The organism is Desulfovibrio subterraneus, assembly GCF_013340285.1.
Classification (GTDB): domain Bacteria; phylum Desulfobacterota; class Desulfovibrionia; order Desulfovibrionales; family Desulfovibrionaceae; genus Halodesulfovibrio; species Halodesulfovibrio subterraneus.
Genome location: NZ_BLVO01000013.1, coordinates 97,354 through 111,444, shown reverse-complemented (window position 1 = coordinate 111,444; position 14,091 = coordinate 97,354). Strand labels below are relative to the sequence as shown.

The 14,091-nt window shown below is 58.9% G+C and carries 13 protein-coding genes and 2 tRNA genes; 5 read left to right on the top strand and 10 right to left on the bottom strand.

The window, feature by feature from the left end; translation table 11 throughout:
* Positions 1–29: 29 nt before the first annotated feature.
* On the bottom strand, positions 30–914 hold the full coding sequence (locus HUV30_RS07400; RefSeq protein WP_174404804.1) for an AraC family transcriptional regulator: 885 nt from the start codon (positions 912–914) through the stop codon (positions 30–32).
* A gap of 300 nt (positions 915–1,214) precedes the next feature.
* On the opposite strand from HUV30_RS07400, the gene HUV30_RS07395 reads away from it, so the two are divergent.
* On the top strand, positions 1,215–1,721 hold the full coding sequence (locus HUV30_RS07395) for a hypothetical protein (RefSeq protein WP_174404803.1): 507 nt from the start codon (positions 1,215–1,217) through the stop codon (positions 1,719–1,721).
* A gap of 164 nt (positions 1,722–1,885) precedes the next feature.
* On the opposite strand, the gene HUV30_RS07390 is transcribed toward HUV30_RS07395, so the two are convergent.
* From HUV30_RS07390 to HUV30_RS07380, 3 genes are all read right to left on the bottom strand, one after another.
* Positions 1,886–3,280, bottom strand: coding sequence for an aldehyde dehydrogenase family protein (locus HUV30_RS07390; RefSeq protein ID WP_174404802.1), 1,395 nt, complete (start codon positions 3,278–3,280; stop codon positions 1,886–1,888).
* A gap of 10 nt (positions 3,281–3,290) precedes the next feature.
* A complete protein-coding gene (locus HUV30_RS07385) occupies positions 3,291–4,937 on the bottom strand; it encodes an acetolactate synthase large subunit (RefSeq protein ID WP_174404801.1) in 1,647 nt (548 codons plus the stop codon).
* Positions 4,938–5,270: 333 nt separating this feature from the next.
* A complete protein-coding gene (locus HUV30_RS07380; protein WP_174404800.1) occupies positions 5,271–6,317 on the bottom strand; it encodes a DMT family transporter in 1,047 nt (348 codons plus the stop codon).
* A gap of 269 nt (positions 6,318–6,586) precedes the next feature.
* On the opposite strand from HUV30_RS07380, the gene HUV30_RS07375 reads away from it, so the two are divergent.
* Together HUV30_RS07375 and HUV30_RS07370 are read left to right on the top strand one after the other, a co-directional pair.
* Positions 6,587–7,036 carry a metal-dependent hydrolase gene (locus tag HUV30_RS07375; protein ID WP_174404799.1) on the top strand — a complete coding sequence of 150 codons (450 nt, stop codon included), beginning with the start codon at positions 6,587–6,589 and terminating at the stop codon, positions 7,034–7,036.
* A 22-nt stretch (positions 7,037–7,058) separates the two neighbouring features.
* Complete coding sequence (locus tag HUV30_RS07370; RefSeq protein ID WP_174404798.1) at positions 7,059–7,733, top strand: DUF2867 domain-containing protein; 675 nt, start codon at positions 7,059–7,061, stop codon at positions 7,731–7,733.
* A 327-nt stretch (positions 7,734–8,060) separates the two neighbouring features.
* Here the strand turns inward: HUV30_RS07370 and HUV30_RS07365 are convergent, their stop codons facing one another.
* The 3 genes from HUV30_RS07365 to HUV30_RS07355 form a co-directional block, all read right to left on the bottom strand.
* Complete coding sequence (locus tag HUV30_RS07365; RefSeq protein WP_174404797.1) at positions 8,061–8,948, bottom strand: J domain-containing protein; 888 nt, start codon at positions 8,946–8,948, stop codon at positions 8,061–8,063.
* 72 nt (positions 8,949–9,020) lie between these two features.
* Positions 9,021–9,437, bottom strand: a complete 417-nt coding sequence (locus HUV30_RS07360) for a YkgJ family cysteine cluster protein (RefSeq protein ID WP_174406126.1) — start codon at positions 9,435–9,437, stop codon at positions 9,021–9,023.
* A gap of 372 nt (positions 9,438–9,809) precedes the next feature.
* Positions 9,810–10,232, bottom strand: coding sequence for a CoA-binding protein (locus HUV30_RS07355; protein WP_174404796.1), 423 nt, complete (start codon positions 10,230–10,232; stop codon positions 9,810–9,812).
* Positions 10,233–10,535: 303 nt separating this feature from the next.
* On the opposite strand from HUV30_RS07355, the gene HUV30_RS07350 reads away from it, so the two are divergent.
* Positions 10,536–11,765, top strand: a complete 1,230-nt coding sequence (locus tag HUV30_RS07350; RefSeq protein WP_174404795.1) for a M24 family metallopeptidase — start codon at positions 10,536–10,538, stop codon at positions 11,763–11,765.
* Positions 11,766–11,864: 99 nt separating this feature from the next.
* Here the strand turns inward: HUV30_RS07350 and HUV30_RS07345 are convergent, their stop codons facing one another.
* On the bottom strand, positions 11,865–12,758 hold the full coding sequence (locus tag HUV30_RS07345; protein ID WP_174404794.1) for a LysR substrate-binding domain-containing protein: 894 nt from the start codon (positions 12,756–12,758) through the stop codon (positions 11,865–11,867).
* 126 nt (positions 12,759–12,884) lie between these two features.
* On the opposite strand from HUV30_RS07345, the gene HUV30_RS07340 reads away from it, so the two are divergent.
* Entirely contained in the window at positions 12,885–13,709 is an 825-nt protein-coding gene (locus tag HUV30_RS07340; protein WP_174404793.1) for a carboxymuconolactone decarboxylase family protein, read from the top strand.
* A gap of 128 nt (positions 13,710–13,837) precedes the next feature.
* On the opposite strand, the gene HUV30_RS07335 is transcribed toward HUV30_RS07340, so the two are convergent.
* Positions 13,838–13,912, bottom strand: a tRNA-Lys gene (locus tag HUV30_RS07335).
* A gap of 35 nt (positions 13,913–13,947) precedes the next feature.
* Positions 13,948–14,022: transfer RNA gene (locus HUV30_RS07330), tRNA-Lys, on the bottom strand.
* Positions 14,023–14,091: the final 69 nt, after the last annotated feature.

The window sequence follows — 14,091 nt, the reverse complement described above, 5'->3', positions numbered from 1 at the left end:
CGGCAACGAATGCGGAAGTCGTCCGGCAGCTAGCCGGCCATGCGATACAGGCGGGGAGTCGCTCCGGTGACGGTCCTGAATGTGCGGGTAAAATGGCTCTGATCGGTAAAGCCTGCGGCAAAGGCCACATCGGCTATGGGATCTCCGTTTGCAAGCAGGTGCTTTGCATGGTTCACCCGCAGCTGGGTCTGCCACTGGTGCGGCGTAAGGCCGGTTTCATGGCGGAACACCCGCAGCAGATGGCAGGCACTCAGGCCGCTGACGGCTGCAAGCTGTTCAAGCGTGACCTTTTCCGCCAGATTGTCCGCAAGATACTCACGGATACGGCGCACGGCAGCACGTTCAGAACCGGCAGGCGGCAGCTCATCCCGCACGGAACCATGCCGCGACAGCAGCAACGAGAAAGCCTCCGTCATGGCAGATCGCTTATCCAGCACATCAGGCGCATCAGGGGCATCAACCGTATCGGCCGCATCAGCCCCCTGCTCCATCAGCCGCTGAAAGCCGGAAAGTGCGGCAAAAACCTCGTCATCGTCTATGACCAGCGAATCAAAAGCCGCCACATCACCGCCGCTTCCCGCCGCATCATGGCATCCGCCGGACAGGTCTCGGGCAAGGGAGCGCATAAGCGAATCCTGCACATAGAACATGCGGTAGGTCCATGCTCCCTCTCTGGGGTTGCAGTCGTGCACCATGCCGGGGGGAATAATGGCAATCTGCCCGCCGCGCACAGACTGCGAACGGCCGCTGAGCCTGAAGACGCTATGCCCTTCGTCCACCAGTCCCACCGACCATGTGTCGTGCACATGCGCAGGAAAGCGATAACCGTCGAAGTGCGAATAGCGCACCTCAACCGCATCAAGCGCATCATCACGCCAGAAACGCACCGTGGCGGAATCTGTGGCACAGGTCATGGGGAAACTCCTGACAGGCAGAGCTTTCATTCCCTCATACAGGGAAACGATGCTCTGCCGGATGGTAACAACTTCGGAACAAACTTCGCGACTAACTTCGGGACTAACTGCGGGACTAACTTCGAGACAGACGAGAACCAACCTAGCCGCCATACCGTGCCGCGTCAATTTCAACGGTCAGCCACCCGCGCGGACAGCCCGCGTGCATAGGCAAAGATCATGTACAGGCAGGCACAACACACAGGCCGGAGTTGACATTAAGACAATACTGTCGAATAGTTGCAGCATGGGAGGCAGGCCATGCATCTGACAATACTGCTGCTCGTGTTCAGCATGCTTTTTCTGGTCTACGGTGTCGTGAAGAGTGCGCAGGAGCGCGACCGCGAAGCACCGACCGATCCGAACTGGTATGACATAAAGCACTTCACCGAGGCTGCGGAGATCATCGACGACGAGGACATGCGCACCCTGCTGGATGAGTGCCTTAACGCTGGCTCGCTCGATTCCGGCATGACCATGCGCGCGTGGGCCATGATCAGCTACTTTCGCGATGCCCCCAACAGCCTGCACAACCCCGTGGCACGAAGCACCAGCCTTGAGCTTGCCGCCGCGCTGGAGCATCTGCTCGACGTGCTCGACATGCTCGAAAACGACGAGCCAGCCCAGACAGACCACACTACGGAAGAAGCCACAGCGCACAGTACCGCAGGAACCACCGACACGTCCCCTCTTCAGGCCGCCGTTGCCCGCGTCGATGCTGCCTATCTCGCCTACCGTTCCTACTTCTACGACCTGATCGGGGAATAGATCGTCCTTTTCCCCTCACCAATACAAAATCCGCAGGCAACTGCTCCAACCACGACCTTGAAGGCGGCGTGACACAGAGAATTGCCTGCGGCTGTATACGTGCTACGAAAAATAATCCGGCAGAACCAGAGATTCCATCAGCAGATCGCGCGGACTCTTCTCCGTTACAACGACGGAGACTTGATCACCATCAGCTTTTCCACGCTCATCTCACGCATGGAATGGGCTATGCCGCCCACACCCATGCCGGAGCGGCGGTATCCGCCGAAGGGCATCCAGTCCACACGAAAAGCGGTATGGTCGTTGACCATCACAGCCATGGCATCGAGCCTGCGCACGGCATAGAGCGCGGCATCAATATCCTGTGCAATAACCGATGCCTGAAACGCATACGGCAAGGCATTGGCCCGGGCTATGGCCTCGTCGCGGTCCGTGTAGCTGTAGACGCAGACCACGGGGCCGAAAACCTCCTGCTGCGAGACCTGCACATCGTCCGAAGGATTGAACAGCACCGTGGGCTTGTAGCAGGTATCAGAAAAACGCTCACCGCCGCACAGCACCTGCGCTCCGGCCTCACGGGCCTCGTTTACCCATGCCTCCACCCGTTCCACCTCTGCGGGGTTGATGAGCGGCCCCACTTCCGTGCGCGGATCGAGCGGATTGCCCACCACCAGACGCTCTGCCGCTGTAGCCATTTTGCGGGCCAGCTCACCGGCAATGGAGGCATGCGCATAAATGCGCTGCACCGAAACGCACACCTGCCCGGCATGGTAGAAGCCGCCCTTGACCAAGGCAGGCACATGGGCATCCAGATCCGCCGTGGCATCAACAATCACCGGAGCCGCCCCGCCGTGTTCAAGCGCGCAGGTGGCTCCCGGCGCAAGGCGTGAACGGAGCATCCAGCCCACACGGGCAGAGCCGATGAAGGAAAGAAAGGCCACGCGCTCATCCGCCACCAGTTTTTCCGCCACCGCACCGCTGCAGGGCAGGAACTGCACCCACTCTTCCGGCACACCGGCTTCATGAAGAAGGCGTACCACGTTGCGGCAAGAAACCGGCGTGGCCGATGCGGGTTTCACCAGAGCGGGACATCCGGCTGCAAAGGCAGGCACCACCTGATGCACGAGAAGATTCACTGGATGGTTGAAGGCGCTGATGGCCATGACCACCCCGCGCGGTTCGCGCATGGTCATGGCAAGCCTTCCCGCCGCAGCAGGCGTGGAGGTCATGGGCACCTCTTCGCCATGCCCCGTTGCAAGCTCCTGCACGGCCACGGCAAACCCGTTGATGGCCCTGTCCACTTCCACAACGGAATCCGCCCATGGCTTGCCGCCTTCCATCACGGCCTCGTGGATCAGCTCTTCCCTGCGTTCGCGCATGAGTCCGGCAGCCCGTTCCAATATGGCTATCCGCTCATGCGGCCGGATATGGCGCGAGCGGTCCCTGTAGAGCGCATAGGCCCGGTCAAGCGCGGCAAAGGCTTCGGCCTCGTCCACAGCTTCCAAGGTGGTGAAAAGACCACGGTCATACGGATTGAATACCTGCAATACGCCGGACATGCCCAACCTCCTACAATAGACAGGTCTTGCTGCGCAGTTCCTGCAGCAACACCCGTTCGTTCTCAGAATAATCCACGGGCAGCTCTATCACATGCACGCCGCCCTCGGAAAAACACGCGCGCAGCACTTTGCCCAATTCACCGTTACGGGTGATGCGGTGCCCGCGCGCTCCATAACTTTTCGCATAAGCCACGAAATCGGGGTTGCCGAAATCCAGCCCGTATACGGCAAGGCCCATGCCTGCCTGTTTCCACTTGATCATGCCGTAGCCATCGTCGCGCAGCACCACAACAACCAGATCAAGCCTAAGGCGCAACGCCGTTTCAAGCTCCTGCGAGTTCATCATGAACCCGCCGTCGCCGCACAGCGCCACCACCGTCTGTTCTGGATGCAGCAGCTTGGCGGCTATGGCTGCAGGCAATCCTGCCCCCATTGTGGCAAGCGCATTGTCCAGCAGCAACGAATTGGGGCGATAGGCCTTGTAGTTGCGCGCAAACCAGATCTTGTACATGCCGTTATCCAGCGACAGCACGCCATCGTCGGGCATGGCCTCGCGCATGTCCAGCACTATGCGCTGCGGTGTGGGAGGAAAGGTATCGGCAGCCTGTCCGTTGCCGTATACGTTGCGCTCCACTTCCTGCTTGATGCGGGTGAAATACTCATAGCTGGGCCTGCGGCAGTCGCCCAGCGCCTCGGTGAGCGAATACAGACTCTCGGCAATGTCGCCCACCACCTCGTGCTGCGGAAAATAGACCTGATCCACCTGCGCGGCAGAATAGTTGATGTGGATAACGGTTTTGCCGTTGTCCGGCTCCATGAAGAAGGGAGGCTTTTCCACCACATCATGGCCCACGTTGATGATGAGGTCGGCGCGGGCTATGGCGCAGTGCAGATAGTCATGATCGGAAAGCGCGGCGGACCCGAGCGACTGCGGGTGCCGCTGGTCAACCACGCCCTTGCCCATCTGGGTGGAGAAGAAATAAATGCCGGTCACATCCACAAAGCCTTCCACGGCCTCGCACACGCTGTGCCGGTTGGCCCCCGCCGCTATAGTGAGCAAGGGGCGCTCGGCCTTGCGGATAAGCTCAACGGCCTTGACCACCGCGGCCCTGTCTGCCTGCGGAATATACGGTCCGGCAACCGTGAGGGGAGATAGGGAGACAACCTCTTCGGCTATGTCCTCAGGCAGTTCCAGATGCACAGGACCGGGTTTTTCTTCCTGCGCCACACGAAAGGCATCGCGCACCAGTGCGGGAATGGCATTGCTGCTCACCACCTGCCGTGCGAGCTTGGTCACAGGCTCCATCACGCCCACCACGTCCAGAATCTGAAAACGGCCCTGCTTGCTTTTCTTTATGGGCTTCTGCCCCGTGATGAGCACCATGGGCATGCCGCCCAGAAGCGCATACGAGGCAGCCGTGACAAAGTTGGTGGCCCCCGGTCCCAGAGTGGAAAGACACACCCCCGGCTTGCCCGTGAGCCTGCCGAAGGTGGCCGCCATGAATCCGGCAGCCTGCTCGTGGCGGGTCAGCACCAGTTTTATGGATGACGTGCGGAGCGCCTCAAGAAAGGCAAGATTCTCTTCGCCGGGAATACCGAAAATATGGGTAACGCCCTCTGCCTCAAGGCACCGGACGAACAATTCTGATGCGTTCATGCATGTCCTCTCAGATAAAAATGATTCCTGATAGGATATACAAAGAAGGCGATAGGTTGTCAAAGAAAGGAAGGCATGGAGGGGACAGTTATCAGACAATTATCAGGCAGCCACGGTCAAGCTGCCCGACTTTACACGCAACCCGAATTTACTAAGGCCTGATTTACATACTGCGCAGGCTGCGCAAGCTGACCAAACAGGGTATCCGGTACACAGGCCAAGCAGACGACCAGACATGACACGCGCGCAAAGGGCGCAGACAGCCATGTAATCAGACCACGCTCTGCCGTATGCAGCTTCCGCACATACCGAAAAGGCTCCGGCACAGCGGAGCTAGCCGCGGGTGGCCATGCGTATGCCGCCGAGAATGAGTATGCCGCTGACAAAATGTACCCAGCTTACCGGCTCGCCGAGCAGGATAACCGCCTCGGCACCGCTGAACAGGGGCAGGCTGTAATAGACTATGCCCGCCTGCGAAGGACCGATAAGGCCGACAGCCTTGTTCCAGCACCAGAAGGAAATGAGCGAAGCCCCCACCCCGACATAAAGCATGACGCCGAAAAGGGATGGCGTGAACTCGAAGCGCAGTCCCTGCGCCCACTCCCACGCCACACCGGGTACCAGCATGAGCGCGCCCACGCCGAAGGTGAAAAGCAGAAAGGCGGCCTGCTCAATGCGCTCGGGCATGCGCCGCACAAGAATGGTATACGCCCCGAACAGCATGGCCGCGCAGAGCATCCATACATCGCCTATGGAAAATTCCAGCCCTGCAAGGCGGGCGAAGTCTCCCCGTGTCACCAGCATCACCACGCCGCACACCACCACGGAAACGCCCACGGCACGGCTTCTGGAAACCTTTTCGCCGAGGAATATGCGCGCAAGCAGCATGATGAACAGGGGCGAGGTAATGGCTATGAGTGACATGTTCAACGCAGTGGTGCTGCGTCCGGCTGCGTAGATGAGCGTATTGAATATGGTGATGCCCAGAAGCGCGGTAAAGGCAAGGTGCTTCCAGTGCCGTTTCACCACTGCCCGCTCACGCAGAAGAGACTTCCAGCCCAATGGCAGAAGCACGGTAAAGGCTGTAACCCAGCGCAGAAAGGCAAGAGTAGCCGGAGGAACCACATCACTCAGACCGCGTGCCACGATAAAGTTGCCGGACCATATGATGGTGGCGCAGAGGGCGAAGAGCACTCCGGCAATGGCGTTGCGTTTCAGGTCGCCCGCCGCCTCGTCCTTCGCGGTGCTCTCAGTGCCATTCTCCGCCTCGTCACCGGTAGCAGTAGAAGACGCTTCCGCCGCAAGCAGTTCATTCTCTGCCGTGGAGAGTTCAGATGAAGAAGTAGGAGCCTCTGTCTGGGTATGCGAACGGGATTTCATGAAAACCTTCCGGGCGGTAAGAATACTGCGGCACGATGCGCGGGCATTCCGTTCCTGCCGGAACGGATATGCCATGGGGCTACGCTCAGGTCCTGTTCCTGTCAATCAGGACAGCGCACAATTCCGGCGTCCAATCCGGCATATTACGCTCACCCGCAAGGCTCCTGAGGAGAAAGGCGGACCGTACCCGCTACGGCCACTTGCAGCTTTACCTTGCATTACCTTTTGCCTATTCTCCCGCCACACTACATCTCTCAAAGGATATTCCGATGCCCGGATACCAAGCACACATGATCGCCGGGGCCGGTATGGCCGGCGGCATAATAGGCGGAGCCACCTACATGGGCTGGATCAGCACCGACCCGATGTCCACCGCCATTCTGGTCACCATCGCCACGCTGGCCGCCCTGTTTCCCGACTGCGACACGGAGTCCAAGGGACAGAACTTCTTCTACGCCATCATGGCCGTCACGGACATTGCGCTGATCATTTACGAGCACTACAAATGGGCCAGCATACTGGGCCTGTTCGCCATGCTGCCCGCGCTTGGCAAACACAGAGGCTGGACACACACATGGTGGGCCATGCTGCTTGTTCCGCTGCCCATCATGGCGCTGCCGTGGGTCTTCTTCCGCACCTCGTGGGAAGAAACCCTGCCCTACTACCTTGCCGCCGTGGTCGGCTATCTCTCGCACCTGATTCTGGACAGGGAATTCTAACCGGACGCAACGAGGTATCACCATGACGCAGAACGCTTCAACCAAGCCCCCGGCAGCCCAGACTCCACAAGCGCAGACTTCATCAACTCCGCCCGCGCCGGAACCGGCAGACGGCAGCCCCTTCAAGCCGGAAGTACGCAAGGTTGCTATACGGCTGCATACCGGTATGATCCGCGGACTGCTCAGCCGCATCGACTATCAGGATACTTTTGAAGCCGAACTGCCGCAGGGCTGCACCCTGCCCCTGCATGTTCTGGCGCACCACATGTTTGCCCATTCCCCCAAGGCCGTTGAACGCCTCATGCGCCTGCGCGACATGATCGTCGGACCGCTGGGACTGAAAACTGCAGACAAAGCGGCACATACGCGCGGCACATATGCTCAGGATGGTGAATCTGGCAAAGCCGGTGACACACTGCCGGAACCTGCCATAGGCGACCGGCTGGGCATATTCAGGCTCGTGCACAAGGAAGAGAATCTGCTGCTGTTCAAGGAATCCGACACGCATCTCGATTTTGTTCTGGTGCTTGAGCGAATGACGGGAGACGAAACAGAACACAGAACGGACAGACTGCGCCTGAGCACCTGCGTGCGATTCAACAACGCGCTGGGCAGGACCTATTTTCTGGTGGTTCGCCCGTTCCATGAACGGATTGTGCCGCTGTGCATGCGCGAAGGACTGGAACGTATAAGGTGATGGCGGATGGAGCTGGGTGCATTCCGGAATCGGAACACCGTGCGGAAGCGATATGACCGGAAAGAAACGGCCCGTTCGGCCCAGGTCGTCAGGCTACAGGGTATGAACCGCGCGGCTGTGAGGCCAGACGCGACCATGCGGACCAGCACGACTATATGAACCGGCGCGGCCGTGCGAACTGGCGCGACCGGACGGATTCTCGCGCTGCGGATTCACACGGCGCGGATTCTTTCGACTATGAAGCCTGACACCGCCGTGCGACCTGACGCAACCGTTCATATTGATGTGGCTGCAGGGCTGGCACAGCCTTGAAATTTGTCGCAGCTGCTACGAAACCTTGGCAAGAATGCGCAGATACAGATCGCCCGTCCAAGGGCCGATCTTGCGTCCCAGCCCTTTCAAGCGAATGGGGCGCCCCACCACAAAGTCCGGCGGCAGGGTTATTTCTATCTGTCTCGGTTCCTCGTTCATGCCCTGCGACAGAGTAATGCGGACACGGGCTCCCGGTGCCAGACTCTGCGGCTGCAGATGAATGGTCTGCTCGTCATCCATCTGTTTACGCATCCAGCCCTTCACGCCTGCGGCAAGCCCGTGGGTCATGTCGAACGACAGCTTGGAATCGCCCCACTCGAAACTCAGCTTCCGCTTCTTGGGAATCCCGACCTGCTTGCCTGAATCGCGGCGAATCTGGCTGTAGATATCTTCGAATACCCGACGGGCAAAGGGGTCCTTCAAAATGTCATTGAGCACATCTTCCTGCCGCACCTGCTGGCGGGAAGATGTGAAACGCGCACCACCGGCAGAACCGCCGTTTTTCTGGGAACTGGCCTTGGAATAGGCTTCCGAGGCGCGCGACTTCTGTTCCTGCGAATTGCCGGACGCGCTCCCCGACGGGTTACCAGAAGAATTGCCAGACGAATTACCAGACGAATTACCAGCTGAGCCGGGCTGCGAGGTCTGGGAAGCGTCAAATCCCTTCTTGGCCTTGTCATACGTCTGGCGGGCCTTGGTGCGGAATCCTTCATCAGCTCCGTCGGTGCGGGTGAGCAGAACATAGGCTTCGTTCAACTGCTGAAACTGGCGTGCAGCATCGGGGTTGTCAGGATGCAAATCAGGATGCAGCTCAAAAGCACGCTTGCGGTAGGCCGATTTCACCTCGTCCACGCTTGCGCTTTCCTTAAGCTTGAGTATCCGGTAGCATTCCTTGAGCGTCACATGCCCTCCGCAGTAATTTCCGCCTCTGGCGGCCAGTTTCAGGGCGCTCCCCGTGCAGGGGAACCGCCTCGCCTATTCGTCCAGTATCAGGGCACGGGCTTCGCAGGTGGGGTCAGATGCCAGCAGACCGTTTTCCTTGAGGTATGCACGCCCCTGCTTTGCAAATTCCGCATGGCTAACATCACTTCGGATGCCGGGACAAAAATCTTTAGCCAGCTCAAGAGAATCCGGGTCCACCACATTGCCTCTGAAATAGGGCCACGCACGGCAGATATCCGGCTTCGCAATATGCACGCCGCATCCTTTGCCCGTGACAAAGAACGTGCAGTAGCCGTCCTCTCCCACGCGGATGAAAAGCTTGTCGCCCTTGCGCACGCCGTGGCGTTCCGCAAATTCATCACCTGTCAGGTTCAGGTGGGCGGCAATGCGCACCAAATCCTTGGGGCTTACGACGATACCGCCCTCGCCAAGACAACAATGCCCGCACATTTTGCAATCAAAGGCATCGTCACCCGAAGCAGGCTCGACAACAGATTCGTTAACAGGCTCAAAAGTCTCCACGCTCTTTTCCCCCAATCGTATTCGCTAAGGCCGCTTATACGGCATTACCCTTCTCTGTCTGATACGGACATGGCAAGGCTGTCCGCACACTTTCCGGGTTCCTTCAGGACATATGGAACCGGCTCATGCTTCGGGGCAACAGCCCCGAATCGTATATATTCCGGCGCGGGTGCATACGGCAACGCTGCATCCGGCCAACGGACCGGCTAAGCCGGTCAAGCAATTCGAACTGACCGGCTATGACGGTCAAGCAATACAAACTGACCAGCTAAGCTGGTCGAGCAATACCAAACGGACCGGCTAAGCCGGTCCGGCAATACCCAGCCGCTCAAGTTCCACCATCAGGCACTTGTCCTCAACCACCTTCACGCCCTTTGCCGCCATCAAGCGGCCTGCATCCGGGTTACTGATGCCGGACTGCATCCAGAAAACAGAAGGCATTACCGCAAGGCGGCTCACCTCTTCCGCATGGGCAAGGCAGGCTTCCGAAGCACGGAACAAATCCACCAGATCCACGGCAACGGGTATATCAAGGATGGAGGCATACGTGGGCAGCCCCCACACGCTCTTGCGCACAGGATGCACGGGAATAACATTGTAGCCGGCATCTATGAGATAGCGGCCCACCATATCCACCGGCTGCCCCGGCTTGTCCTTGGCACCGATAACGGCGATGGTGCGAATCTTTTTCAGCACATCGCGCAGGGTATCGTCAAACAGCATTATCGTCCTTTTTTAACATATCGTAATTACCCATCATACGCTTCACTACGGCCAAGTGCAATTGCACAGATTGCACAAATCCCTCGCAAAAACTGCAGCATTCCATCCGGTCACCGCGCGCCGCCCTCTCTCTGCGGAAGGGGCGGAGATTGCGGTTTGGCGCGGCATCCCGTACAACACAGCATCCGACTACCCTGAAAATGCGGGCCTGGTCTGTAGCGTCAGGTGCAAACGCGCCCAGCCGGAGCCAGGCCAACCATAGGCCATTACGGACAAACCACGACGATACCCAAGGAGCACACAGTGACCCGGCATACCGCCATAGAAGTCATTCCCGCAGAGGAGCTGGAAGTACGCCACGCACGCTGCCGCGCCCTGCTGGATGCGCAGGCACCGGAGGCTTCCGGCATGCTCGTTTTCGCAAGGGTGAACATCTATCATCTCACCGGCACACTCGGCAACGGCCTGTTCTGGCTGCCCAAGGAAGGCGCGCCCGTGCTGCTCGTGCGCCACGGCATCGAACGCTGCAAGCTGGAAAGCCCGCTTGAGAACATTCTCACCTTCCGTTCCTACGGCGACATCGCCAGAACGCTGGAAGGTGCCGGATCACCGCTCGGCAGCACAGTGGCAGTGGAATATTCCGGCCTCACATGGCAACTGGGCGAAATGCTGCGGGCCAAGCTTGCAGACAGAACCTTTGTCCCCTGCGACAACGTGCTCACCCTTGCCCGCTCGGTGAAAACACAGTGGGAGCTTGCCAAGCTGCGCATTGCCGGACAACGCCACCATCAAAGCCTGCACGTTGACCTGCCAAAACTCATCCGTCCGGGCATGAATGAGCGCGAGATATCGCACAGGGCGTGGGACGCCTTCTTCGCACGCGGCCATTCAGGCATTCTGCGCATGAATTCGTTTGGTGAAGAAATTTTTCTCGGCCATGTGGCTGCCGGTGAAAACGGCAACTACCCCAACCATTTCAACGGCCCTCTCGGGGTCAAGGGCGAGCATCCGGCCACCCCGTACATGGGCTATGCCGGTTCCGTCTGGAAAAAGGGCTATCCCCTTGCCGTGGACATCGGCTTCTGCCTTGAGGGATACCACACGGACAAGACGCAGCTGTACTGGGGCGGAAAGGCCGACACCATTCCGGACACCGTGCGCCGCGCACACGACACCTGCATTGCCATTCAGCAGCATGTGGCGGAGCGGATGTGCCCAGGTGCCATTCCTTCCGAAATCTATCGTGAAGCCATGCAGATGGCGGACAAGGCCGGTTTTGCAGAAGGCTTCATGGCGCTTGGCAAGAGCAAGGTTCCCTTTGTGGGACACGGTATCGGCCTTGGCATTGACGAGTTTCCCGTGCTGGCCAACAAGTTTGACGCTCCCATGGAAACCGGCATGGTCATGGCAGTGGAACCCAAGATAGGCATAGAGGGCATCGGCATGGTCGGGGTGGAAAACACCTTCGAGATCACCGAAACAGGCTCGACATGCATAACAGGCAACGAATACGACATGGTCTGCGTGGACTGATCACCGCAACCCATTACTACACTACAGGGGCGCGCCTCCGGGTGTGCCCTTTTTTTGTCACCGACTCTCACATCCCAACCCCAACAGTTCGCACATGGTTTATATGCAGGGCTGCGCGCTATGCAGGGCATACTCCATGAAACGCTCAACCACGGGATTCGTACACCCCGCAAGCCATGCCCCGTACATCTCCACAACCGGCAGCGCGGACTGCAACGGTACGAACGATACTCCGGCGTACCCCGCCCGTGCCAGCGATGCAGGCACAAAGGCCACCCCCAATCCGGCGGCGACAAGTGCCAGTGTCGTCGATTTGGTGGCCACCTCCTGCTCTATGCGCGGGCTGAATCCGGCACCGTGGCATGCGGCTATGACTGCATCATACAACTCCGCCCCCATGGAACGCGGATAGAGGATAAGGGAATCGTCCCGCATATCCTCCATGCGCACCATTTCTTTTGCCGCGGACGGATGTGATTGCGGAACCGCCGCCACATATTCATCCCTGAACAGCAGGCGAACCTGCATACCGGCGGGTAGCTCGCCATGCAACCGTACAACGGCAAGATCAAGCGCCCCATCCCTGAGCATGGCAAGCTGGCGCACCGAGACCTGCTCTTCGAGCAAAATACGCACATCAGGATGCTGTTGCCTGAAACCGTGCACCAGAGCTGGCAGCCCCGCCGCAACGGCAGGCCCCATGCACCCGAGCCGCAGCATACCAGCCTCTCCTCTGGCTGTGCGGCGAGTAAGGGTCATGGCCCGCTGCGCACCGGCCAGCACCTGCCGGACCTCGGCAAGAAATACCTCGCCTGCGGCAGTAAGACGCACACCCCGTCTGTTGCGCTCCAGCAGCGCAACTCCCAGCTCACCCTCCAGCCGCTGCATGGCCATGCTCAAAGGCGGCTGCGACATGTGCAGGCGCTCTGCGGCGCGGCCAAAATGCAGCGTCTCGGCCACTGCCACAAACTGTTCCATGAGTCGCAGTTCCATATCTTCACCATATACAAAATATATTACAGCCAAACAAAAACAGTATTGGATAAATAACTGAACAAGGCGCAAAGTGCAAACAGACCCTACACAGAGCCACATACCCACATATTTCAGGAGGCCTCCATGACGCCGGAAAAACACAACAAACACAGCCAAATAACAACAGAGCAGACCGGAAAGCAGTCCGCCCACGAACGCGGGCTCGGCATCTTCAACACCATTCTGCCGGACATGCCGGACAAGCTCGCCACCGCTCTCGGCCCTGTCGCGCCGGACATGATACGCTTCATCATTGATGTGGCAGGTGGCGAGGTCATGACCCGCCCCGGACTGGATCTGCAAAGCCGCGAGGTGGCAACCATTGCAGCACTGGCCGCCCTCGGCAACGCCGCCCCGCAACTGGCCGTGCATATGCGCGGCGGATTGACCAGCGGTCTGGCACCGCAGCAGATTGTGGATATTCTCTATCTGGTGGCCGTGTTTGCGGGATTCCCCGCTGCCCTGAACGGCATATCTGTCGCGCGGGAGGTCTTTGCGGACAAGGCGGTGAATTTCACTCCAGAACCGGAAGAACTGACAGACGAGGAACGGGAGAGCCGCGGATACGCGAGCCTGCAGGCAACAAGCGGCGCTGCCGGCAAGGCTGTGCTGGAAAACATGCGCCGGAGAGTGCCCGCCATGGCAGACCTGCTCATACGTTTCAGCTACGGCGATGTCATAGCCCGCTCCAACCTCTCGCCCATACACAAGGAAGTGGCGATGATCGCATGCTGCTGCGCGCGGGGAGGGATGATTCCGCAGATGAAGGTGCACATGCATGCGGCCCTGAATGTGGGCATGACGCAGGAAGCCATTCTGGAACTGCTAGTTCATCTGGCGATATATGCAGGATTTCCTGCCTCCCTCAACGGCATTGCCGCAGCAGGAGAGGTGTTTGAACAGGTCTGAACAAATTTGAACAGGTCTGAACAGATTTGAACAGATTCGAACAGGGCGAAAGCTGTGTGCGACGACGAAACAAACAGAAGGCAGACAAAAATCAAGGCGCCCCGCGTTACCGCGAGGCGCCTTAAATATGGTGGGGCATCAGGGATTCGAACCCCGAACCAATTGATTAAGAGTCAACTGCTCTACCGTTGAGCCAATGCCCCAAAATTCTATTGTGTCGCCAAAGGCGTTGTAAGCGTGGTGGGGCATCAGGGATTCGAACCCCGAACCAATTGATTAAGAGTCAACTGCTCTACCGTTGAGCCAATGCCCCACGCTTTTTGGTGCCGTCGGCCCTGAATTGCTTCGACCCGCGGCGGAGATGGAACCTATTTGGAAGACC

Coding starts and splice junctions, on each gene's coding strand:
- HUV30_RS07400 (WP_174404804.1), bottom strand. CDS start 914: ATGACCTGTGCCACAGATTCCGCCACGGTGCGTTTCTGGCGTGATGAT.
- HUV30_RS07395 (WP_174404803.1), top strand. CDS start 1,215: ATGCATCTGACAATACTGCTGCTCGTGTTCAGCATGCTTTTTCTGGTC.
- HUV30_RS07390 (WP_174404802.1), bottom strand. CDS start 3,280: ATGTCCGGCGTATTGCAGGTATTCAATCCGTATGACCGTGGTCTTTTC.
- HUV30_RS07385 (WP_174404801.1), bottom strand. CDS start 4,937: ATGAACGCATCAGAATTGTTCGTCCGGTGCCTTGAGGCAGAGGGCGTT.
- HUV30_RS07380 (WP_174404800.1), bottom strand. CDS start 6,317: ATGAAATCCCGTTCGCATACCCAGACAGAGGCTCCTACTTCTTCATCT.
- HUV30_RS07375 (WP_174404799.1), top strand. CDS start 6,587: ATGCCCGGATACCAAGCACACATGATCGCCGGGGCCGGTATGGCCGGC.
- HUV30_RS07370 (WP_174404798.1), top strand. CDS start 7,059: ATGACGCAGAACGCTTCAACCAAGCCCCCGGCAGCCCAGACTCCACAA.
- HUV30_RS07360 (WP_174406126.1), bottom strand. CDS start 9,437: ATGTGCGGGCATTGTTGTCTTGGCGAGGGCGGTATCGTCGTAAGCCCC.
- HUV30_RS07355 (WP_174404796.1), bottom strand. CDS start 10,232: ATGCTGTTTGACGATACCCTGCGCGATGTGCTGAAAAAGATTCGCACC.
- HUV30_RS07345 (WP_174404794.1), bottom strand. CDS start 12,758: ATGGAACTGCGACTCATGGAACAGTTTGTGGCAGTGGCCGAGACGCTG.
- HUV30_RS07340 (WP_174404793.1), top strand. CDS start 12,885: ATGACGCCGGAAAAACACAACAAACACAGCCAAATAACAACAGAGCAG.